Source organism: Halopenitus persicus (assembly GCF_900107205.1).
GTDB lineage: Archaea > Halobacteriota > Halobacteria > Halobacteriales > Haloferacaceae > Halopenitus > Halopenitus persicus.
In genome coordinates this window covers 429,947-452,614 of the sequence record NZ_FNPC01000001.1, presented here as the reverse complement: position 1 = coordinate 452,614, position 22,668 = coordinate 429,947, and the positions used below count along the sequence as shown (strand labels likewise).

Sequence of the window (22,668 nt, the reverse complement as noted above, 5' to 3'; positions counted from 1 at the left end):
GTTCCCGGTCGGACGCCTGCCCTTTCCTCACTCGGGCGCACCCTCGAGGATCGTCACGCCGGAGGAGGCGCCGATCCGTTCCGCGCCGGCCTCGACCATCGCCATCGCCGCCTGGTAGCTGCCGATCCCGCCGGAGGCCTTCACCGGGAGGTACTCGCTCATCAGGTCGACGTCGGCGGCAGTCGCCCCGCCGTCGGCGAAGCCGGTCGAGGTCTTGACCATCTCGGCGTCGGCGGCGACCGCCGCCTCGCAGGCGCGCCGCTTCTCCGCGTCGGTCAACAGGGCCGTCTCGATGATGGCCTTCACCGGGATCGGGACGGCGGCGACCACCTCGGCCAGGTCGGCGACGACGGCGTCGTCCTCGCCGGCCTTCAGCCGGCCGACGTTGATCACGACGTCCAGCTCGTCGGCGCCGTCGTTCCAGGCGGCGACGGCCGCCTCACGCTTCGCCGTCGTCGACCCCTGTCCGTGGGGGAAGTCGATAACGGTCGCGAGCAGCGTCTCCGTCGTCTCGTCCGTCGCTGCCGCTTCGTCCTCCACCGTCGCTCGGTCCCCCGCGGCCGCTTCGTCCCCTGCCGCCGCTTCGTCCGTTGCCTCCTCCTCGAGGAACGCGGTCGCCTCCTCGAGATAGCACGGCGGCACGCACGCGTTCATCCCGTGTTCGACCGCCGCCTCCAGGGTCGCCCTGACGTCCGCGGCGGTCGTCTCCGGGCCGAGAACGGTGTGGTCGATCAGCGGAGCGAGTTCACGTCGGTTCATATCCCCGGGTTACCGTACGCGGGGAAAGGTTTGTGGGTCGTCCTCCGATCGTGGACCACGGTTCCGACCCGTTCCCCTAGCCATATTTTATAAGATATATTAAGTATATTTAAATATTATATGTTTGCGCAGTGGAGCTGCCGGCATTCGGAGCAGTCGGTACGGATCCGTCGCCCGATCCGATCCCGTCTCGATGCCGTCGGCGTTCATCACGGTGGCCACGGTTCCGGATGCGATCACGAACTCCTTATAAATACGATCGTTCGATCCGAACGAATCGAGTTTTGTACGCCGTTCCGGAGCCGTGTTCCCGTTCCCGGAGCGGCGTGGTTTGGTCACGGCGCCGTTCGACCGTGGCGACCTTCCCCGTTGGAGTCGTCAACGGTCGATACCGGACCGACGGATATATTATGGAATTCTGTTCGGTATTCCCATTTATCGTATACGTTATATAAATGAGATCCGCCGCGGTGACGCCTACGCGTCCGTCGACCCCGGGTCGACCTCCACGAGGTTCGTCTTGTACTCGGAGAGCTCGATCGCCGAGCGGGCGACCGGCTGCGGGTCGATCCGGACCTTGAGCCGCGACCGGACGCGGTCGATCGCGTCCTCGACGACGGCGCTCGGATCCCGGTCCGAGTCGGGGTCCAACACGACGGTCACCGGGATCGGCGACTCGAAATGAACGGCGTCGGGGTCGGGCACCGTGACCCGTGCGTACGGGAGCGCGCCCTCGACCTCGGCGACGACGTCGCGGATCGCGGACGGGAACACGTTCATTCCCTTATAAATGAGCATCTCGTCGACGCGGCCGATACACTGCATCCGCGGCGACGTGCGGCCGCACTCGCAGTCGGTGCCCGTGATCCGGACGTAGTCGCCCGACCGGTACCGGAGCAGCGGCGTCGCCTCGCGGCCGAGCGGGGTGTACACGAGCTCGCCCTCCGCGCCCGCCTCGAACGGGACGGCCGCCTCCGTATCGGGGTCGATCAGCTCGACGTGCGCGTGTCCCTGCCCGCAGTAGTGCATCCCGTCCTCCGCGGCGCACTCGGCCCACAGACAGCCGATGACGTCGCCCAGTCCCATCAGCTCGCGGACCAGGTCGGCGTCCCACGCCTCGTAGAGCGCGTTCCGTATCTCGGGAGTGGCGATCCCCGGCCCCCCGCCGCCGATCAGCTTGACCGCCGGCAGCTCGTCGACGCCCTGGTCGATGATCTCCGGGGCACGCTCCGTGAGGTATCGCAGGTGCGAGGTCGTCGTGAAAAGCACCGGCGCGTGCAGGTCCCGCAGGGCGTCAAGCAGGCGCTCGGTGCTTCCGCCCCCGGCGGGGACGACGTTGGTCCCGAGCTCGGTCATCGCCTCGAAGTAGGGCGTGCCGCCCGGCACCATCGTCTGGCCGACGCCGAAGATCACCGTCTCCTCGGGCCGGATCCCGGTGGCGTGGAAGCAGCGCTTGATGACCGCGTTCCAGTGCTCGCGGTCCGCCTCGGTCAGCCCGAAGTAGGTCGGCTTGCCGGTGGTGCCCGACGAGGAGATGGTTCGGTTCAGCCGCTCGGTCGGGACCGCCTGGTGGTCGCCGAGCGGGCGGTCGGGGTCCGGATCCTCCTGGTTGCGCCGCTCGTCCTCCTTCGTCGTGAACGGGATCTCCCGGAACGCCTCGAGGGTCGTGATCGACGCCGGGTCGACGTTCCACTCCCGGAACTTCCGACGGTAGTAGTCGGAGTTCCCGTCGAGGTACTCGAGCTGCTCCGGCAGCAGCGACTCGTGGCGCGCAACCACGTCGTCCCACGGTTCCGTCTCGATCGGGTCGTACGGTTTCGTCTCGATCGGGTCGTACGTATCGGTCATGATCTATGTCTGATGAAATATGGGTGTGGGCCGGCGTACCGTCCTCCGGTCGTCACATCCGGAGCACGGGGCCTTCCTTCTCCGCCTCGGGCCAGCTGCCGTAGTGCTCGAGGATCTCCTCGGGCGGTCGTTTCTCGGTCCACTCGTCCTCGAACTCCTCGAACGGGACCGCCTCCTCGAGACGCTGCTCCCGGTAGCGCTCGCGGCGTCGCTCGGTCGCCTCCTCGTCGACGGTCAGCGACTCCTCGTCGTATTCGATCTCGTAGATGTTCTCGGCGGCCCAGTGGGAGACGCGGTCGGCCTCGATGTCGTCCATCACGGCCTCAGGGTCGCGCTCGAGCGCGTCGCCGTAGCCGCAGCCGCCGCCGGAGTGGCCGATGAACAGGTCGCCGTTCTCGTAGGGCTGGGACTCCCGGACGTGGCTCGTCACGTTGTAGTCGGCGTCCAGCGGCTGTTCCTGGAGGAGCTCGATCATGTCGTCCGGGACGTACTCCCCGTTCGCCATCCGCTCCTTCAGGTCCGAGTCGGTGACCGTGAGGCCGGGGATGGTGCGGGGCGGATAGCCGCCGAACAGCCCCTGTCCGGTCACGAGCTTCGAGTTGTGGCAGATCGAGAGCCACTCGACGGCTGGCACGTGGTGTTGCATGTACGCGAGCTGCATCCCGATCCCGCCGCGGTGTTTCCCGTGCCCACACGAGTCGGTCCCGTGCCGGAAGTACTGGTGGGTGAACGGGTACTCGTTCTCGACGAACTCCATGTTCGAGGCGTGCCCGAACGGACACCACGGGAAGATCGCCTCGTCCTCGCCGTCCCGCCGGGCCTGTCCGCCCGTGCCGTCGGTGTTCAGCGCGTGCGACATCAGGTCGGCGACCGGCTCCCCGTGCTGGCTCACCGCCCCGAAGGCGTACCCGGCGCCGGTGTTGGCCATCGGCGCCGTGACGTGTTCGTTCTCGGTCTCGTCGTCGTACATCGACCGCGAGAACAGCGTCGTGGTCGAGTCCATCACCACCTGGTTGACCATCACTGCCTGGACGGTCGACGCCTCGGCGTCCGGGTACAGGATCGACCCCTTCGGGATCTCGAAGTCGATCAGGTCGTAGGTCCCGTTGCTCTTCGGGAGGTCGTGGAAGGGCACGCTGAACAGGTAGTTCGCCGTGTGCGCGATCGAGGCGACCGGCTGGGAGTTGAACGAGCCGTCGTTCTCCGGGGAGGTCCCGGCGTAGTCGATGGATATCTCCGGTCCCTCCTTCTCCATCGTCGCGTTGAGGCGCCAGAGGCCGTCCTCGTACCCGACGGAGTCGGCGAAGTGGACGGTCCGGAAGGTCCCGTCGTTCCAGGAATCGACCCGCTCCTTCGCGCCCTGTCGGGACTCCTCGATGTTCCGACGGATGAGCCCCTTGAAGAAGTCGGGGCCCTGCTTCTCGATGATGAGGTCCTTCACCCGGCGTCTGACCCGGTCGCAGGTCGTCAGCCGCGCCCGGAGGTCGATCTCGTGCATCCGGGGCGCCCGCGAGATGAAGTTCTTCTGCATCTCGAGCATGTCGGTCTTGAGCTGGTAGTCCTCGCCGATCTTGATCGGCGAGAGCTTCATCCCCTCGTCGTGGCGCGTTCGTGCCGAGATGGGCATCCCGCCGGGCTCGATCGCGCCGGTCTCGGTGGTGTGCACCGCCGCGGAGACCCACGCCATGATCTCTCCCTCGTGGAAGATCGGCATGAAGGCGATCTGGTCCGGGTTGTGGATGCCGCCGTAGAGCGCGTCGTTCGCGTAGAAGACGTCGCCCGGCTCCACGCCGACGGTCTCGTCGTCGGCGAAGTTGTTGATGACGTACTTCAGCGGCGGGATCCCCGTGACGACGTGCAGGTACGCGCCCGCCGCCGAATCGATGAGATCCCCCTGCGGCGTGTAGATCGCCACCGCCAGGTCGCGGGCGGCGATGAACTGGGAGACGCCCGAGCGGACGAAGACGTCGACGCCCTCGTCGAGGATGAGCCGGAGGCGCTCCGAGTAGATCTCGTAGTCGCCGTGGCCGAGATCGTCCATGCAGGCCAGCTCCTCGTCGGTCGGTTCCTCCAGATCGAGCCAGTCGATCAGTTGGTCGCGGTTGACAGTCATTGGGTTGCTCCGTCGGTTTCCAGGATTCCGTTGCGGTAGTCGTCCATTCGGTACGTCCAGTCGTCGGGGACCGCGGTCGTCGTGTAGTCCGCGTCGACGACCGCCGGGCCCCGGATCTCCATCCCCGGACGAACGTCGTCGTACTGGTAGACCGGGGTCGTGACGGCTCCGTCGCTCGACTCCCACAGGACGTCCCGGGACCCCGCCCGCGCGTCCGCCGGGTCGCTCCCGCCGATCGCCGCGGTCGGGAGATCGATGTCCTGGCTCTCGACGCGGGACTTCAGCGCGAAGTTCTCGACGGTGATGCCGTGGCTCGGCGTCACCGAGTACGAGGAGAAGCGGTCCGTGTACTGGTCGATGAAGTGGTCACAGATCGCCTCGACGTCGGACTCGTCGTGGATCTCGAGCCGGGGCGATCCGACGCGTGCGACGTGGATCTGCCCGCCGAACCGCATGTCCAGCTCGAGCTCGTAGGTGATGTCGTCGGGGTCGTACCCCTCGCTTTCGATGTCGCGACGACCCTTCGCCTTCAGGTCCGCGACGGTCTCGTTGAACGACTCGTAGTCGGTCGAGTAAACGGCCTCCTCGCCCGACTCGCGCAGGTACATCGAGTTGGACTGCTCGTAGATGTGCAGCGTGTCCATCGTCGCCGATCCCATCGCGCAGAAGACCGGCGAGTACGGCGTCGTCACGACGGTGTCGATGTCGAGGTACGACGAGTAGGAGGCGGCGTGGAGGGGCCCGGCGCCGCCGAAGCTGTAGAGGATGAACTCGCGGGGGTCGTGGCCCCGAAGCATCGTCTCCTTGCGGACCGTGTTGCCCATGTTGCCGTCGGCGATCCGGCGGATGTTGCGCGCGGCCTCGGTGACCGACATCCCCGCCGGGTCGGCGACGTGGGTCTCGATCGCCTCCTCGGCGCGGTCCACCGCGAGCCGCTGGTTGCCCGCGTAGAACTTCTCCGGGTCGATGAACCCGAGCACCACGTCCGCGTCGGTGACGGTCGGCTTCGTGCCGCCCCGGTTGTAACAGGCGGGACCGGGGTCCGCGCCGGCGCTCTCGGGGCCGACCTCCAGCCGGCCGCCGAGCTCGTCGTTGACGGAGGCGATCGACCCGCCGCCCGCGCCGATCGACTTCGACTCGATCATCGTCCCCGAGACGCGCCAGCGGTCGATGACGGGCTCGAACTCGTAGGACTGGACGCCGCCCTGGGTGAGGATGCCGATGTCGAAGCTCGTGCCGCCCATGTCGGTCACGACCGCCTTGTCGTAGCCGAGCAGGTCACAGAGATACTCGCCGCCCTTCAGCCCGGCGACCGGCCCGCCGTTGAACGTCTCGACGGCGGTCGTCTTGTAGGACTCGGCCATGCCGCCGGTGTTGTGCAGCATCTGGACGTCCCCCTCGTAGCCGTACGCCTCCAGCCGCTCCTTGATGTCGGCGATGTGCTCCTGCATCAGCTCCGAGAGGTAGGCGTCGAGCAGCGTCGTGTTGGTCCGCTCGTACTCCTGTTTGGTCGGCATCACCTCCGAGGAGAGGAACACGGGGATGCTCCCGAGATACGAGGGCGGATACTCCTCGCGGACGAGCTCCCGGATCCGCTGTTCGTGTTCGGGGTACTCGTAGGACCACAGCAGGTTGACGACGATCGCCCGCGCCCCCCGGTCGACGAGGTCGCGGATCTGCTCGCGGGCGTGGTCCTCGTCGAGCGGCCGGAGCACGGTCCCCTCGCTGTCGACGCGCTCGCGGATCCCCTTGGTCCGGGAGTCGGGGACGAGGTACTCCGGCTTCTTCGCATCGGAGATGTTGCGCTGCTCGTTGTCGGTGAGCCCGTCAGCCCAGCGCGGCCCGCGACCGATCTGCGGGTAGTCCTGGACTCCGGCCGTGGTGAGCAGCCCGAGCTTGGGACCCTTCCGCTCGATCAGCCGGTTCATCGCGGTCGTCGTGGAGTACCGGATCGAGTCCACGTCGGCGATGAGTTCGTCGAGGCCGACGTCGAGCTGGGACGCGCACTTGCGGATCCCCTGGAAGAAACACTCCGACATATCGTGTTCGGTCGTCGGCGTCTTCGCCGAGACCGCCTCGCCGTCGTGGAGGGTGAAGCAGTCGGTGAACGTCCCGCCCGCGTCGATGTTGATCCGCGTCGTCATCGCGACCCTCCGTGCTCCTCGACGAGCGCATCCACGTCCAGCTCCGTGTCGTGGGTGATCGGGTGTCCCGGCGGGAGGTACTCGTTTTCGACCATCGTCCCGCAGCCCGGGCAGTAGAACTCCACGATCCGCACCCAGTCGGGGTCCGGCGCGAACGAGTAGTCCGCGTCCTCGATCAGGGGTCGATGGACCTCGTGCGGGTGGCGCTCGCGCACCAGGCAGCCGCGTTTGTAGTTCTCGTCGGCCGGCGCGATGGTCTCGGCACACTCGGTGCAGGTCCACGTCCGGTCCTCGAGGTCGATCTCCAGATATTCCGTGATCCGTTTCGTCGTGCTCATCTGGTCTCACTCCGTCGGTCGCGTTCGACTGCGTCCGTCGATCCGATGCGTCGGTCGGTCGTGTTCGGTGTGTGGGTATGTCCTGTCATCGTTTCTCTCGGGTTTCTCACGTCGTCGCCCCCACGGCCCGGGAGACGGCCTGGAGCTTGCTCGGGTGCGTTTCCGGCGGGATCTCCGTTCCGCTGGCGGGGAACACCGCGTCCGGCGCGGCCTCGAAGCGCGCCTCGATCGTTGACTCGATCTCGTCCGGCGGCTCCGCGAGCAGCTCGGGAGTGATCCCGCCGCCGACGCGGAGGTCGGGAAACCGGTCGGCCAGCGTGGCTGGATCGCTGCTGTCCACGAACACGCCGTCGATCGGCGTGCGCTCGGCGATCTCGGCCGCGACGTCCACGTCGTACCCCTCCGGAACGAACGCCACGGGAACGCCGAAGAACTCGGCGATGTTCCCGAGCATCTCCAGCGCCGCGACGTCGGTCTCGACCACGGCGGACGGCGACTGGGCTCCCGTGGCGAACTCGGTCACGAGGAAGGCGTCGACGCCCGCCCGGCCGTACGCCCGCGCCACGTCGCCGAAGACCTCGCGGATCAGCGCGGTCGTCTCCGGGTTCGCGTCGAGGCGCGCGTCCGCCAGCAGCTCGTTGAACGTCGCCACCGGGCCGGGGAGTCCCCCGACGACCGCGACGTCATCGAGGGTCGCGGTGAGCCGCTCCGTCACGTCGATGACCGTCGGGACGCGTCCCGCGGCCGCCACGTCGGTCGGCGCGCTCAGCTCGCCGCTCCCGGAGACCGACTCGACGACGAACCGGTCGGCGTCGTCGCTCCACGCGACGGCGGCGTCGAGGACGTCACACAGCAGCGTCCGGTCGAGGGTGGTCGCCACCGCGTCGTGTTCGAACAGCCGCTGTGCACGCTGTCGGCCGTTCGCCGACTGCGTCGCGTCCCGGTGGTACACCTCGTGGGGCACCTGGTTGATCTCCGCCGCCAGCGTGTCGACGAGGGGCACGAACGGTCGCTCCGTCGAGAGCCCCTCCAGGTACTCGACGGCCGGCGGCGATCCGAAGCTCATCGTTCGCTGATCCCGTTTGCGTCTTTCATCGTTCGCCGATCCCGTTTGCGTCTTTCATCGTTCGCCGATCCCGTTTGCGTCTTTCATCGTTCGATGATCCCGTTCGCGTATTCGTCGATAGTGTACGTCCAGTCGTCCGGGACGACGTAGGTGGTGTCGGTCGCCTCGATCAGCGCTCGTCCCTCGACGGCGTTGCCGGGAACGAGGTCCTCGCGCTGGTAGACGTCGGTTTCGACCCAGCCGTCGCCGGGCCAGTACGCCTCGCGGGACCCCTTTCGGGCGTCGCTTGGATCGGCGTCCCCGAGCTCGTGGCGGTCCAGATCCTCGGTGGCGACCGGGCCGACGGCGGTCAACACGAGCGTGTCGAGGTCGATCTCGTCCTCCGGATCGGCGTCGAACGCGTCGATCACCGGGTCCAGATCGCTCGAGTCGTCGATCCGGGACGGGACGTCGACCTCCCGGATCTCGTCGCCCAGCCGCGCCAGGATCGACGTCTGGAGCGCGACCTCGTCCGCGTCGAAGCCCTCCCCGGCCATGTCCTGGATCGCCTCCGCCTCCAGCCGCTCGATGGTCCGTTCGAACGCGTGCTCGTCGACCGAGGGAACGTCGCCGGCGACGGTCTCGCCGAGCGCCTCCGAGTAGCGGTGCTCGACGTCGAGCGTCGCCCCGCCGAAGGCGCTGAACTCGGCCGCGGCGGGCGCGGTGATGATGCGGGTGATGCCGGCCGCCTCGGCGAAGGTACAGCAGTGGGTCGGCCCCGCGCCACCGTAGGCGATCAGGGTGACGTCCGCGGGGTCCTCGCCGCGTTCGGCCAGCTGCGTCTCGATGCTGTCGGCGATGTTCCCGTCGACGCGTTGCCGGACCCGGAGCGCGGCCTCCGCGACCGAGACGTCGAGCGGGTCGGCGACCTGGCGCTCGATCGCCTCCGCGGCCCGGTCCGCGTTGAGCTGCTGGTCCCCGCCGAGGAAGTAGTCCGGGTCGATGTACCCCAGCGCGACGTCCGCGTCAGTCGTCGTCGGCTGGAACCCGCCGAGGTCGTAACACGCCGGGCCCGGCTCCGCGCCGGCGCTTTCGGGGCCGACCGAGAGCTCCCCGTCGCTCACCGAGGCGACGCTGCCCCCGCCGGCGCCGGCCGTGTGGACGTCGATCATCGGGACGTGGACCGGCATGTCCGCGACCTCCGGCAGGAGGTTTCGCTCGAGTTCGCCGTCGACGATCGTTCCGAGGTCGATGCTCGTGCCGCCCATATCCGCGCTCAGCACCGATTCCAGGTCGTACAGCTCCCGGAACGCGTCGGCGCCGAGCACCCCGGCGACCGGGCCGGAGTTGTAGGTGTGTAACGCGACGGTCTTGGAGACGCCGGCGACGCCGCCGGTGGACTGGCCGATGAGCAGCGGGTTCGAGTAGCCGCTGTTTCGGGCGTCGTCCTCCGCCTTATAAAGCGACCGGGCCATCGGCCGGTGCACGTACGCGTTGACCAGGGCGGTGTACGTTCGCGTTCGATACCCAGGCCGGCTGCTGACCTCGTTGGCGGTCAACACCTGGTTTGGGCCGAGGTAGTGGGGCGGATACTCGGTCTCGATGACCGTGCGTGCCCGTTCCTCGTTCGTCTCGTCGTGAAACGAGTTGGCGAAGCTGATGAGCAGGAGCTTCGCGCCCCTGTTCATCAGGGTCTTCGCGGCCGCCTGCACCTCGTCGGCGTCGACGGGGTCGACCACCTCGCCGTCGGCGTCGGTGCGCTCCTCGACGCCGATGACCAGGTCCTCGCCCGCGATCAGGCTCTCGTCCTCGGCCTCGGCGCTGAACAGGCCGTCCTCCTCGCCGGCGGTCACGATGAGCCCGATCTTCGGGCCCGACCGCTCGATGATCGTGTTCGTCCCGATCGTCGTCGAGAACCGGATGACGTCCGTGTTGACGAGGAACTCCTCGGTCGGCTTCTCCAGCTTGGCCGCCGCCTTGTCGATGCAGTTGCGGAAACACACCGTGAGGTCGTGGTCCGTCGTCGGAACCTTGACCGTCGTCGAGCCGTCCGGATACGACACGTAGCCGTCGGTGAAGGTCCCGCCGGTGTCGATGCTCACGTAATAGTCATCCTCTACCATGCGACCGACCCATTGAACACTATCTATATAAACATTCCGGCGGCTGTGAACAATGAGCACGCCCTCGAGGATTCCCGTCCGACGCGCCGTCCCGGCCCAAGATGATTTGGTATTACCAAAAGAGATCCGTGACGACGGCCGGCGCATCGCCGCTTCTTTCGTGCCGATCGGCGCGGATATTACAGCTATATATGTGTCAGTTTGACGCCGTCACGGCCGATGAGTCGCTGCCGAGTCCGCGGGTTTCGCATCGACGAATCCGAAACCGACCGGGCAAGCGGTGGCCTCACACCCCGCGTTCCTGCGAATGGATCCGGATCTCGATGTCGTTGGCCGCCTCCGTGACCGCCGCGGGGATCGTCCGTTCGAACCGGTCGCCGGTCCAGCTCGCGGCCGACCCCGAGACGCTGACGGTCCCGAGCACCGTCCCGTCCTCGTCGTGCAGGATGGGTGCACCGACCGCTCGGATGCCCGGCATATGCTCCTGGTCGTTGCGCGCGTACCCGCGGTCCCGAACCGTCTCCAGCTCCTCGAGCAGGCGCTCGCGGTCCGTGATCGTTCGGGAGGTCCGCGAGGGGAGCCCGTGGTCGTCGAGGATCTCGTGGACCCGCGACTCGGGCAGGTGCGCGAGGATGGCCTTTCCGCCCGCCGTACAGTGGACGTGTCGTTGGAGCCGGCCGCGCTTCTCGATGTGGAAGTCCTTGCCGATGGCGTCCTCCCCGTACACCTCCTCCAGGATGAGGAGTCGGCCGTCGTACTCGGCCATCAGGTGGACGCAACCGCCCGTCTCGAGCGCGAGTTCCTGGATGATCGTCTTCGAGGCAGCGTACAGCGTCGATCGGTTTCGGGCCCGAACGCCGAACGGGATGAACATCGATCCGAGCCGGTACTCCGTTCCGTCCTTGTCGACGAAGCCGTGATCCCGCAGCGTCGAGAGGTACGTGTGGACGCTGCCCGCCGACAGTTCCGAGTCGGCCGCCAGCTCCGAGATCGTCGACGGCCCGTTCCGGCGGAGGGACTCCAGGAGTTCACATCCCCGATCGACCGATTGGATGGTTCGTTTTTCGGCGTCCCGTGCCATGGTCTCACGTCACGCTCGGGACGGTTAGTTTTTGTCATTGCCAAACCACCGTGGTCTCGGATCGCTCGTTATGAACATAGAATATTTAGATATAATTCGAATATAGCAGTATACTTATATAATATGACGACTCGTGGACGTGCGATGCCCTCGGCGGATCGGGAGCGGCCGGCGCTGCAGAACCGGCGCTGATCGGGAACCGATATGCGGGTTCGACGACCGTTATATGCGCGTATATCGAATCTTCGCGGCGTATTTATGAACCACGGGGTGGGAGTTACCCGCTCGCCTCCGACGCGATCCCGGTTCGGTCCGCCAGTCCCTGCCGTCGCTTCTTCCACACGTGATATAAATTCTCAATATATTATTCATATTTTATATACTTGGTCGATCGGCTTTCTCGATGCGTCTCCCGGTTCGAGTCCGCCTCGCGCTCCGACGCTTCGGCGCCACCGTCCGCGACGCCCGGAATCCACCGTCCGCCTTATTACGCCCGCCGCGAAACCGTCACGTATGACCCGATTCGACGCCGCCGAGGAGACGGAGCGGCGCACGCTGTTCGCCGACGCGGTGACCGCCCACCGCAACCGGTCGAGTCCGGTGGCGACCTTCGACGTCGACCCCGACAGCGACACCACGACCGTCGAGGACGACGTCCCGCCGTGGATCCAGGTGGCAGGGACCGAGGTCGTTCTCGACGTCACCGACGACGAGCTCGAGCGACTGAAGGACCTGATCGGCGAGTATCCCGAGTTCCGGATCGACGAGCTACAGAGCCCCGAATCGGTCGAGGGGACCAACGTCGTGATCACCGCACGGTCGGACGCCAACCGCATCGCGGGCTTCCTCGAGCGCGCCTTCCGGACCGTCTTCGAGCTCGAGGCCGACTACCGGGTGTGGGTCAGCGAGGTGTGACGTCCGGTCGCGACCATACAACGCTTAAACCCTCCGCGGTCGAAGGGTCCGCCATGACCGACCTCACGGACCGCATACTCGTCCCGATCGCGAACGAGGCCGACGCCGTCGGCACCTACGACGCCCTCTCGATGTACCTCGACGCGGACACCGAGATCGTCGTGATCCACGTGATCGAGAAGGCCGGCGGCGGCATCGACAAGGCCAGCGTCGAGCAGCGGCGCGAGATCGCCGAGCAGTCCTTCGAGGCGATGCGCGGCCTCGCCGAGAGCGACGACGTCCCGATCGAGACACAGATCCACTACGGGACCGACGTCGCGGAGACGATCAACGACGCCGCCGCGGAGCACGGCGCGACCACGATCGCCTTCCGGTCGCGCGGCGGCGGCCGGATCCTCGATTTCCTCTCGGGCAGCGTCCGCACGAAGCTCGTGACCGACAGCGACGTCCCGCTCATCGTGTTGCCGCGGGACGGAACCGAGACCGAAGAGGACTGAGGTGGGATGAGGCGGCGGGAGAGGACTGCGTCGATTTCCTATGCCTCCCCCTTACCCCTGTCCGTCGCCCCGTCCGGGGACCGTCGACCCCTGACGTAGAGGTACGCGAGCACCGGCACGATGGTCAACACGAGCGTCGCGACCGCCCAGACGGCCGGGTAGCCGATCCCGCGGTCGCGGGCGTCCCGGTAGATCCAGACCGCGACCGCGAGGACGACGCCGTAGATGGCGCCGTAGTACAGCAGCGACCTGGCGGTCGCGAGGTCGACGGCGAGGGGGACCATCGTAACGAGGGGAGCCATCTCGACGAGGGGAGCCATCAGCGGTCCCCACGGGTTCGACCGTATTCGGGCCGGTCGAGTCGGTCGGGCCGGTCGGACCGGATCATCGCCAGGGCCGCGACTCCGCGGTGAGCTCGCCCGCCAGCGACGTCCGCATCGCGTCGGCGACGTCCTCGGTGTTGGCGATCGCCCACATCAGCTTCACCATCGCCGTCTCGGGGAGCATGTCGCCCCCCTCGATGATCCCCGCATCGAGCAGGTCACGGCCGGTGTCGTAGACGCGGTCGCAGACGCGCCCCTCGAGACACTGGCTCGTCATCACGACCGGCGTTCCGTCGTCGACGAGCGCCTCGATCCGCGGGATGAGGTCGGTGTGGACGTGACCCAGTCCGGTGCCCGCGACCACGACGCCCGCGGCGTCGTCCAGATGCTCCCAGGCGGCCGGGTCCATTCCGGGAGCGAAGGTGGCGAGCTCGACGCCGTCAGCGAGGTCGGGCGCGATGTCGAGGTCGGCCTCCCCGCGGCTCGCGTGCTCGCGCCGGAACGCGATCGCTTCGTCGGCGACCGCGCCGTCGGCCCCGGCTTCGGTTGCGGTTTCGTAGTCGATCTCCCCGAGCGGTTTCGCGCCGACCGTCTCGAAGGCGTCCCGCCGGGAGGTGTGGTTCTTCCGCACGCGCGTCCCGCGGTGGAGCGCGCACGCGTCGTCGGACTCGTCGGCGTGCATGCAGACGAGCACCTCCGCGCAGTCGGCCTTGGCCGCCTCGACCGCGCAGACGGCGTTCATCACGTTATCGGAGGAGGGTCGGTCCGCCGAGCGCTGGCTGCCCGTGAACACGATCGGGACCGGCGTCTCAAGGGTGAACGCCATCGCGGCCGCGGAGTACTGCATCGTGTCGGTGCCGTGCATCACGACGACGCCGTCGGCCCCGGCCGCGATCTCCTCGTGCACCGCGTGCGCGAGGTCCCGCCAGATGGCGGGGTCCATGTTCTCCGAGAGGATGTTCGCGACCACCCGTCCGCGGTAGTTCGCCCGCCCGGCGAGGTCGGGGACGGCCCGGAGGACGTCCTCGGCGTCGAACCGGGCGGTCACCGCGCCGGTCCGGTAATCCACCGTCGAGGCGATCGTCCCGCCGGTCGAGATGAGCGAGATCGTCGGCAGGTCCTCGTCGAAGGTGATCTCCGAGACCGCGCCGGCCTCGGGCGCCGGCTCGTCGTCGACCGCGTGGACGTCCGACTCGAGAACGTCGACCGACGCCGCCTCGCGGTCGACGCCGACGTTGTATCCGCCCTCGAGCTTGACCACGAGGTGCTCGGCCGTCGAGGAGGGCATCAACACGCCCTCGTTCGTGACGCCCGCCCGTTCGATTCGGACGCGATCCCCTGGGTTCATACCCACCGGTTGCGAGGGCGCGGACTTGAATCCAACCGTTCGCGTCGCTCGCGCTCGACCGCCTTCGCCCCGGGATCGGTCGCGGCGATATCGGTCGCGGCGGCATCGGTCGCGGCGATATCGGTCGCGGCGGCATCGATCGCAGTCGGGATCGATCGAAATCCGCCGGGAGGCGAGGCTTTTTGCGAGGCTCTCGAGTAGGCGGAGCCGTATGGCGAATCCCGCCGCCGATCCGGACGCTGCCCGCGAGCGCTGTCCCGACTGTCGCGAGAAGACTCCCCATCACGTCCGCGTCGAGATCCGGACCGAAAGCGAGAACCCGGAGAACGCGGCCTTCTCCCGGGAGCCGTACCGCGTTGCGGTCTGTGCACGCTGTGGTCACGAGACGGCGACCCGAATGAACAACGTTTAGCGCGGCGACTTTCGCAACGCTCGATCCCACACCGCTCGATCCGCGGCAGCCTCAATCGAACCGGTGAATGCCGGCGGTCGTCACCTCGACGCCGTCCTCGGTGACCAGGATCGTGTGCTCGGCCTGGCTCACGAGCTGGCCGTCCGACTCCTTGAGCACGGGATAGCCCGTGATCACGTCCCGCTGTTTGAGCCGGCGTAACGCCATCTCGACGCCGTCGACGTCGAGCCACCTGGCGGCGAACGGGAGGCCGTCGAACTCCCGGATCGCCGCAAGCGCCTGTCGGGAGCGGCGGTCGCGAACGCTCCGGTCGTGCTCGAGCTCGAAGATCTCCTCGGTCGTCCCCTCGCCGACCTTGCCGCGGCCGTCCGTCGCGAACGGCTCGATCGCCACCGCCTGGCCGGGCTCGAGCGTGACCGACCGGTCGACGCCCCTGTTCGGGACGTTCGGGCCGGTGTGGGCGTCGTACCGCTCGACGCCGTGGCCCGAGAGGTTCAGTATCGGGGTGTAGCCGTACCCGCGGATGACGTCCTCGACCGCCTGACCGATCTCGCCGACCGGCACGCCCGGGCCTGCCTCGTCGACCGCGGCCTCGAGGGCCATCTCCGACGCCTCGACGAGCTCCGTCGATCCGGTGTGGTCGACCGTCACCGCCGCGTCGGCGATGTAGCCGTCGACGTGGACGCCGACGTCCAGACACACCATCTCCTCGCCGATCGTCGCGTCGTCGTCGGCGCTCGGCGTCGCGTGGGAGGCCTCCTCGTCGACGCTGATGTTGACGGGGAACGCCAGCCCGGCGCCCCGGTCCCGGACGTAATCCTCGGTCCACTCGGCGATCTCGAGGTGGGTCGTGCCCGGCTCGACCATCCCCCGCGCCTCGTTCATCGCCTCGGCGAGGATCGCTCCCGCCTCACGGTAGCTCTCGATCTCGTCCGGATCGAACGGCTCGTCGCTCATATCCCGCGGTTCGCGGAGCGAGCGGAAAGAGGTTGCGGGACCGGCCGGCATCCCCGGATCCCGAGGTGACCGACCGGGACGCCGATCGGACTCCGGGGGGTACAGCGCCCGGCGTTCTCGGCGGGTTACACGCGCTCCGCGCTTCCGGCGGGGTCACGCTTGTCCGGCGCCCCCGGCGGGGTCACGCTTGTCCGGCGTTCCGATCCCGGATCACCCGGCCGACGCGGGCCAGCCCCTCCTCGAGGTCCTCGGTCGGAAGCCCGAAGCCGATCCGGAACCGGTCCGGATGGCCGAACAGCGTTCCGGGCGCCAACACGACGCTCGCCTCCGATACGACGGTTCGACAGAAGTCCATCGCGTCGGCGAACCCCTCCGGGACCGTCACGAACCCGTTGACGCCGACCGGCGGCAGCCAGTCGAGGTCGTGACGGTCGACCCATTCGGCCGTGATCTCGCGGTTGGTCCGCGCGAGGCGACGATTCTCCGTCAGAATGCGGTCCTCGCGGCGCCCCAAAGCCTGTCGTGCGACGTGCTGGCCGAACAGGCTCGGCGAGATGGTCGTGTAGTCCTTCCACCGGAGGGCCGCCTCGATCACCTCCCGCGGGCCCGCGATCCAGCCGAACCGGAGGCCGGCCAGCCCGTAGGCCTTCGTGAGGCTCGTGGTCGAGATCCCGTGGTCCCCGAGGCTCGCGACCGGCGGAAGCGGATCGTCGGCGAGCAGGCGATAGACCTCATCACACAGCAGGTAGGCGTCGTTGTCGGCGGCGATCGCGTACGCCTCCCGGATCGTCGCCTCGCCGTGGTACCGGCCGGTCGGGTTGTTCGGGTTGTTGATCACGACGACCGCGGTGTCCGGCCGGACCGCCTCGCGGAGGGCGTCGGGAGCGAGGGTCCACCGCGGCGGCTCGAGCGGAACCCGCGTCACCTCGCCGAACGCCTCGGGAACCGCCGACAGCGCCTGGTAGGTCGGCGTGACGACGACGGCGTGTGAGCCCCGTCCCCGGTCGCGGTCCGGGTCCGGCCCGTCGGCCGACGCGAGCAGCCCGAGGAACGTCAGGAAGTTGGCCTCCTGGGTGCCGCAGGTGAACGCCACCTCGTCGGCGTCCCGGCCGTACCGGTCGGCGACCGCGGCCCGAAACTCCGGGTCGCCGTCGGTCGGGATGACGTACCCGAGCCGTCCGGGATCGAGGTCGAACCGGGAGGCGTCCAGCGACCGGATCCCGCTCTCGGCGAGCATCAGGTCCGCGTCGTGTTCGTGCTCGTCGAACCACCGCTCGAGGCCGAACTCGGCGATCTGCATACGGAGCCGTGGGTCCGGACGGCGATATAAATACGGGTGGGCTGCGGTGTCGGTGGTCCGGACGACGATAACCGCGTGGGCCGCGCTACGGCGTCGGCGCCGCCTTCTGGAGCGCCGTCTCGGCGATGTTGCCGCCGTAGTCGGCGCTTCGGAGGACCGAGTCGACGACGAGCCCGAGCAGCTGTGCCCGCGCCGGATCGAGGTCGCGGAGCAGCTCGTCGATCTGCCGGACCCGGTCGTCGATGTCGCGGACGTGTTCGCGCGCGTCGTTCGCCATCGCCGTCGCCTTCTCGGTGTCGTCCTCGAAGAGGGCGTCCATCGCGGTGTCGATCACCTCGACGGCGTCCTCGTGGAGGTCGTCGATCGCCGAGAGGACCTCCTCGGGGAGCGGCTCGTCGATGTTGAGCGTCAGGTGGGCGATCTTCGTCGCGTGGTCGCCGATCCGCTCGAGCTGGCGGGCGCTCGAGTGGTAATCGAAGCACTCCTCGCGGGGTAGCCCCAGCTCCTCGGCCGCCTTCGGCGTGCGCAGGGTCGACCGGAAGATGCGCGAGACGACCATCCACAGCCGGTCGAGGTCGTCATCGCGTTGGGTCACGTCGCGCGCGAGGTCGTCGTCGAGCTCCCGGAGCGCCGCGAGCGCGTCCGCCAGCATCGAGGTGGAGATCAGCCGCATCCGGGTGACCGCGTTGTGGATCGACAGCTCCGAGGAGTCGAGCAGGTCCCGGACGACGACCCGGTCGCGGGTCTCCTCGAGCACCTCCAGCCCGACGAGGCTCTGGGTCGCGTCACGGATCGTCGACCGCTGCTCGGTGGTGATGTTCGACCCCTCCAGCGCGATGACGTCGAAGCCGCTCACGTACATCGTCATCACCGCCCGCGTGAGCTCGCGGTCGGCGAGGTCGCTGATGTCGAGGGTGCCGGTCGTCCGCTCCTCCTCGGACCGCGGGCTGAGCAGCAGCGAGTCCCCGTCGGGGTAGAACTCGACCTCGCTGCCGGCCTCGACGTCGTTTCGGTTCGCCCACGTCTTGGGGATCGAGACCGTGTACGTGGACCCGCCCGTCACCTGGACCTTCCGCGTTTCCATGCGTTGATCTCTCCGTAGCCTATGTATAAATCTAACTGTATATATACTCCCGCATTCGGGACCGGACACGATCGGCTAATTGGCGATTTTCAGCGGTTAGATGCGGTATATATGGGCGTCCCCGACGCACGGATGAACGATTTAAACGTCGTTTTTCATACCTGGATATATATCTATATAGTTGTTATAGTAGGTTATTTACGTGTTCGAGGTCTGTCCATCAGGTGATGAAGGACGACCGCGAGGAGGTCCCGGTCGACGGCGTTCGTCGACGGGTTCCGTCCGTCCCGATGCGCGGATCTCGCGGATTCCCATCGCGACCGACCAACCAATGAGCGACAGTTACCACATCCAGGGGACCGACGCCGACTCGTCAGCCGCGGCCGACCCGTCCCCGAACGATCCATCCCCGAGCGACTCGCCCGCGAACGAGACCGTTCGACCCGGCGAGACCGAGGAGCTCACACCGACGATCGAGGAGATCCCCGAATCACAGTCGGTGATCCGGTCGGAGGAGTTGACCGTTCATTACGGCGACGAACAGGCGCTCCAGCCGGTCACGGTCGGGATCCCCGAACGGGAGGTGACGGCGATCATCGGCCCCTCGGGCTGCGGGAAGTCGACGTATCTCCGATGTCTCAACCGGATGAACGACATGATCGACGCCGCGAGGATCTCCGGGACCGTTCGGTTCCGCGGCGCCGACGTCTACGCCGATGACGTCGACCCGGTCGCGCTCCGTCGGAAGATCGGGATGGTGTTCCAGAAGCCGAACCCCTTCCCGAAGTCGATCTACGACAACGTCGCCTACGGGCTGAAGATCCAGGGCTTCGACGGCGACATGGACGCCCGCGTCGAGCAGGCGCTCAGGGACGCCGCGCTGTGGGACGAGGTGAAGGACCAGCTCGACAGTTCCGGACTCGACCTCTCGGGCGGCCAGCAACAGCGGCTCTGTATCGCCCGCGCGATCGCGCCGGACCCGGAGGTCGTCCTGATGGATGAGCCCGCCTCCGCGCTCGACCCCGTCGCGACCGCGAAGGTCGAGGACCTGATCGCGGACCTGTCCGAGCGGTACACCGTGATCATCGTCACGCACAACATGCAGCAGGCGGCCCGGATCTCCGATAAGACCGCGGTGTTTCTGACCGGCGGCCAGCTCGTCGAGTTCGGCGACACGGACCAGATCTTCGAGAACCCCGAGAACCAGCGCGTGGAGGACTACATCACCGGCAAGTTCGGATAGCTCGCCGGCACGTTCGGATGGTCGGACTCCATCCCCGGGGTTCGGCGGTGGACGCTCGCCGGTCGGGGGACACCGCTCGCCGGTCGGGGGACACCGCTCGCCGGTCGGGGGACACCGCTCGCCGGTCGGGGGACACCGCTCGCCGGTCGGAACCGGACGGGGCGTCCCGACGACCGCCGGCGGGAGGCATATTTAAGTGTCCCCGCCCGTTCGACTGCAAGCAAGCGGATCGACGCACGGCGCCGGGGCGTTCGCCCCGCGAGGAACGACGACACGGATTCACCGATGGTTCGCAAGGAATACCAGATCAAACTCGACGAACTGCGCGACGACGTGCTCTACATGAGCGAGGTCGTCGCGGAGCGCCTGCGGTTGGCGCTCGACGCACTCGAACAGCAGGACGGCGACCTCGGCGAGGAGGTGATCACCGGCGACGCGGAGGTCAACGAGCTCTACCTCGAGCTCGAGCGGGACTGCATCGACCTCATCGCGCTCCAGCAGCCGGTGGCCGGCGACCTCCGGTTCATCGCCGCCTCGTTCAAGATCATCACCGACCTCGAGCGAATCGCCGACCTCGCGACCAACCTCGGCGGGTACGCCGGCGAGGCCCACCACGAGGTCTATCCGGACGTCGACATCCAGCTGATCGGCGACCAGACCCTCGAGATGATCGAGACCGCGATGAACGCCTACCGCGAGGAGACGGCCGACGCGTGTTATGAGGTCTCGGAGATGGACGACGACGTCGACGAGCTGTGTGAGTCCGCCAGCGAGCTCGTGGTTCGGGACCTGATCCAGCGCGAGCAGCTCGAGAGCGACGAGGACATCGAGGCGACGATGCGTGACGTCTCGCGGCTGCTGCTCACCATCCGCGACCTCGAGCGCGTCGGCGACCACGCCGTCAACATCGCGGCCCGGTCGCTGTACATGATCGAGAACGACGACGACCTGCTGTACTGACCGTCGGTCGCTCGTTTTTATAACCTCCCCGGGTCTGTGTCCGGTATGGACGATCAGCGAATCGCGATCCTGGCCCACGAGATGTTTCCGGACCGCGCGAAGACCGCCCTCGGCGTGATGCGGTACGGCGACCAGGAGGTCGCCGCGGTGCTCGACCGCGAGACCGCCGGCACCCGCGTGCACGACCACCTCGTCGAGAGCGACGCGGCGACGATCGACGACGCCCCGATCGCGGCAACCTTCGACGACGCCCTGGAGCTGGCCGGCGGCCCGGGCGACGACGGCATCGACGCCCTTCTCATCGGGATCGCGCCGATCGGCGGCGGTCTGGACGACTCCTGGCGCGCGGACATCCGGGCGGCGATCGAGGCGGGCTGTGACGTGATCGCCGGGCTCCACTCCTTCCTGAACGAGGACGAGGAGTTCGCCACGCTGGCGGCCGAGCACGGCGTCGACCTGGTCGACGTGCGCGACCCGCACGAGGGGCTCGGCGTCGCCGAGGGGCGCGCCGGCGAGGTGGACGCCGACGTGGTCTGTACCGTCGGGACCGACTGCTCGGTCGGCAAGATGACGGCCACGATGGAGATCGTCGCGGCAGCCCGGGACCGCGGGATCGACGCGGCGGTGATCCCGACCGGCCAGACGGGGATCCTGATCGAGGGATGGGGGAACCCGATTGACCGCGTGATCTCCGATTTCACCGCCGGCGCGGTCGAGGAGATGATCCTCGAGAAGGGCGACGAGCACGACCTGCTCGTCGTGGAGGGGCAGGGCAGCATCGTCCATCCCGCCTACTCGGCGGTCACCTGCGGGATCCTCCACGGGTCGATGCCGGACGCGCTCGTGCTATGTCACGCCGCCGGCCGCGAGGCGGTCCACGGCTACGAGTCGTTCGAGCTGCCCGCGATCCCCGAGTACGTCGACCTCTACGAGAGCCTCTCGGCCCCGGTCGCGGACGCGGACGTGGTCGCCGGCGCGCTCAACACGAAGGACGTGGCCGACGACGAGACGGCCCGGGCTGCGGTCGCGGACCTCGAGGACGGCATTCGGGCGCCCGCGACCGACCCGGTCCGCTTCGGCGCCGAGGCGATCGTCGACGCGATCGAGTCGGAGGTCCTCGAGGGATGACGCTGTCGACCGACTTCGAGCGCGTCTCGGTCGCGCTGGAGAACGCCTTCACGATCTCCCGCGACACGCAGACCCACGCCGAGAACGTGATCGTCAGGATCACGGACGACGGCGGGATGACCGGCATCGGCGGCGCAGCGCCCGCGCCGCACTACGGCGACACGCCCGAGACCGTCGAGGCCGTGCTGCCGGACCTGCTCGCGGTCGTCGAGGAGGTCGGCGACCCGCACGCGCTCGCCGAGATCGAAACGCGGATGGCCGAAACCGTCCGGGGCAACCCCGCCGCGCGAACCGCCGTCTCGATCGCCCTACACGACCTCGCGGCCCGCCGGCTCGGCGTGCCGCTCCACCGGCTGTGGGGGATCGACCCCGAAGCGGCGCCGCGAACCTCCTACACGATCGGCCTCGACACGGCCGATCGCGTCCGCGAGAAGACCGAAGCCGCCGTCGAGGCCGGCTATCCGATCCTGAAGATCAAGCTCGGCACCGACCGCGACCGCGAGCTGATCGAGGCCGTCCGGTCCGCGGCGCCCGAGGCGACGATCCGGGTCGACGCCAACGAGGCGTGGTCCCCCTCCGAGACCGTCCGGAAGAGCGAGTGGCTCGCCGAATACGGCGTCGAGTTCATCGAACAGCCCGTGCCGGCCGAGAACGTCGAGGGGCTGCGCGTCGCCTACGAGCGCTCCGCGCTGCCGATCGCTGCCGACGAGTCCTGCGTCACGCTTCCGGACATCCCGCGGATCGCCGACCGGTGTGACATCGCGAACCTGAAACTCATGAAGACCGGGGGTATCCGGGAGGCGCGACGGATGATCGCCGCGGCCCGCGCACACGGGCTCGAGGTGATGCTGGGCTGTATGATCGAGACGAACGCCTCGATCGCCGCCGCGGCACAGCTCGCGCCGCTGGTCGATTACGCCGACCTCGACGGGTCCCTGCTGCTCGCGTCGGACCCCTTCACCGGCCCCGACCTGACCGGCGGTGACGTTCGACTCGAGGCGGACGCGAACGGCACCGGCGTTCGGGAGTCGGAGGAGTAAGGGATAGCAA

General features: G+C 68.0%; 20 protein-coding genes. 7 read left to right on the top strand and 13 right to left on the bottom strand.

The window, feature by feature from the left end; translation table 11 throughout:
* Positions 1-27 precede the first annotated feature (27 nt).
* The 8 genes from deoC to BLV25_RS02255 all read right to left on the bottom strand — a co-directional run bounded on the left by deoC (position 28) and on the right by BLV25_RS02255 (position 11,451).
* Complete coding sequence (deoC, locus tag BLV25_RS02290; protein ID WP_092730577.1) at positions 28-759, bottom strand: deoxyribose-phosphate aldolase; 732 nt, start codon at positions 757-759, stop codon at positions 28-30.
* 477 nt (positions 760-1,236) lie between these two features.
* Complete coding sequence (locus tag BLV25_RS02285; RefSeq protein WP_092730575.1) at positions 1,237-2,607, bottom strand: phenylacetate--CoA ligase family protein; 1,371 nt, start codon at positions 2,605-2,607, stop codon at positions 1,237-1,239.
* Between the two features lie 52 nt (positions 2,608-2,659).
* Positions 2,660-4,720: a hydantoinase B/oxoprolinase family protein gene (locus BLV25_RS02280; protein ID WP_021072817.1), complete on the bottom strand. Its 2,061-nt coding sequence runs from the start codon at positions 4,718-4,720 to the stop codon at positions 2,660-2,662.
* Positions 4,717-6,864 carry a hydantoinase/oxoprolinase family protein gene (locus BLV25_RS02275; RefSeq protein ID WP_021072818.1) on the bottom strand — a complete coding sequence of 716 codons (2,148 nt, stop codon included), beginning with the start codon at positions 6,862-6,864 and terminating at the stop codon, positions 4,717-4,719. Before BLV25_RS02275 ends, BLV25_RS02280 begins: the two co-directional genes overlap by 4 nt.
* On the bottom strand, positions 6,861-7,202 hold the full coding sequence (locus BLV25_RS02270; protein ID WP_049817654.1) for an acetone carboxylase subunit gamma: 342 nt from the start codon (positions 7,200-7,202) through the stop codon (positions 6,861-6,863). Before BLV25_RS02270 ends, BLV25_RS02275 begins: the two co-directional genes overlap by 4 nt.
* A gap of 106 nt (positions 7,203-7,308) precedes the next feature.
* Positions 7,309-8,268: a uroporphyrinogen decarboxylase family protein gene (locus BLV25_RS02265; RefSeq protein ID WP_092730573.1), complete on the bottom strand. Its 960-nt coding sequence runs from the start codon at positions 8,266-8,268 to the stop codon at positions 7,309-7,311.
* 83 nt (positions 8,269-8,351) lie between these two features.
* Entirely contained in the window at positions 8,352-10,370 is a 2,019-nt protein-coding gene (locus BLV25_RS02260) for a hydantoinase/oxoprolinase family protein (RefSeq protein ID WP_021072821.1), read from the bottom strand.
* A 286-nt stretch (positions 10,371-10,656) separates the two neighbouring features.
* Positions 10,657-11,451, bottom strand: a complete 795-nt coding sequence (locus tag BLV25_RS02255) for an IclR family transcriptional regulator (RefSeq protein ID WP_021072822.1) — start codon at positions 11,449-11,451, stop codon at positions 10,657-10,659.
* Positions 11,452-11,964: 513 nt separating this feature from the next.
* On the opposite strand from BLV25_RS02255, the gene BLV25_RS02250 reads away from it, so the two are divergent.
* Together BLV25_RS02250 and BLV25_RS02245 are read left to right on the top strand one after the other, a co-directional pair.
* The gene (locus tag BLV25_RS02250; RefSeq protein WP_092730569.1) at positions 11,965-12,366 is read left to right on the top strand and encodes a hypothetical protein; all 402 of its coding nucleotides are present in this window, start codon (positions 11,965-11,967) and stop codon (positions 12,364-12,366) included.
* Positions 12,367-12,419: 53 nt separating this feature from the next.
* Positions 12,420-12,863, top strand: a complete 444-nt coding sequence (locus BLV25_RS02245) for a universal stress protein (RefSeq protein ID WP_021072824.1) — start codon at positions 12,420-12,422, stop codon at positions 12,861-12,863.
* Positions 12,864-12,901: 38 nt separating this feature from the next.
* On the opposite strand, the gene BLV25_RS02240 is transcribed toward BLV25_RS02245, so the two are convergent.
* Together BLV25_RS02240 and gatD are read right to left on the bottom strand one after the other, a co-directional pair.
* Positions 12,902-13,147 (bottom strand): ABA4-like family protein, encoded by a 246-nt coding sequence (locus tag BLV25_RS02240; protein ID WP_092730752.1) that lies wholly within the window; start codon positions 13,145-13,147, stop codon positions 12,902-12,904.
* Between the two features lie 100 nt (positions 13,148-13,247).
* The gene (gene gatD, locus BLV25_RS02235) at positions 13,248-14,534 is read right to left on the bottom strand and encodes a Glu-tRNA(Gln) amidotransferase subunit GatD (protein ID WP_021072826.1); all 1,287 of its coding nucleotides are present in this window, start codon (positions 14,532-14,534) and stop codon (positions 13,248-13,250) included.
* A 211-nt stretch (positions 14,535-14,745) separates the two neighbouring features.
* On the opposite strand from gatD, the gene BLV25_RS02230 reads away from it, so the two are divergent.
* Complete coding sequence (locus BLV25_RS02230) at positions 14,746-14,946, top strand: DUF7835 family putative zinc beta-ribbon protein (RefSeq protein ID WP_092730567.1); 201 nt, start codon at positions 14,746-14,748, stop codon at positions 14,944-14,946.
* Between the two features lie 51 nt (positions 14,947-14,997).
* Here BLV25_RS02230 and map read toward each other — a convergent pair whose 3' ends face one another.
* From map to BLV25_RS02215, 3 genes are all read right to left on the bottom strand, one after another.
* Positions 14,998-15,903, bottom strand: a complete 906-nt coding sequence (gene map / locus BLV25_RS02225; RefSeq protein ID WP_092730565.1) for a type II methionyl aminopeptidase — start codon at positions 15,901-15,903, stop codon at positions 14,998-15,000.
* A 181-nt stretch (positions 15,904-16,084) separates the two neighbouring features.
* Complete coding sequence (locus BLV25_RS02220; protein WP_092730563.1) at positions 16,085-17,203, bottom strand: aminotransferase class I/II-fold pyridoxal phosphate-dependent enzyme; 1,119 nt, start codon at positions 17,201-17,203, stop codon at positions 16,085-16,087.
* Positions 17,204-17,288: 85 nt separating this feature from the next.
* On the bottom strand, positions 17,289-18,287 hold the full coding sequence (locus BLV25_RS02215) for a phosphate signaling complex PhoU family protein (RefSeq protein ID WP_021072830.1): 999 nt from the start codon (positions 18,285-18,287) through the stop codon (positions 17,289-17,291).
* A 331-nt stretch (positions 18,288-18,618) separates the two neighbouring features.
* Between BLV25_RS02215 and pstB the strand changes: the two genes are divergently transcribed.
* From pstB to BLV25_RS02195, 4 genes are all read left to right on the top strand, one after another.
* Positions 18,619-19,530, top strand: coding sequence for a phosphate ABC transporter ATP-binding protein PstB (gene pstB, locus BLV25_RS02210; protein WP_092730561.1), 912 nt, complete (start codon positions 18,619-18,621; stop codon positions 19,528-19,530).
* A 285-nt stretch (positions 19,531-19,815) separates the two neighbouring features.
* A complete protein-coding gene (gene phoU / locus BLV25_RS02205; protein WP_021072833.1) occupies positions 19,816-20,490 on the top strand; it encodes a phosphate signaling complex protein PhoU in 675 nt (224 codons plus the stop codon).
* Between the two features lie 45 nt (positions 20,491-20,535).
* On the top strand, positions 20,536-21,618 hold the full coding sequence (locus BLV25_RS02200) for a DUF1611 domain-containing protein (RefSeq protein ID WP_021072834.1): 1,083 nt from the start codon (positions 20,536-20,538) through the stop codon (positions 21,616-21,618).
* Entirely contained in the window at positions 21,615-22,658 is a 1,044-nt protein-coding gene (locus tag BLV25_RS02195; protein ID WP_092730559.1) for a dipeptide epimerase, read from the top strand. Before BLV25_RS02200 ends, BLV25_RS02195 begins: the two co-directional genes overlap by 4 nt.
* Positions 22,659-22,668: the final 10 nt, after the last annotated feature.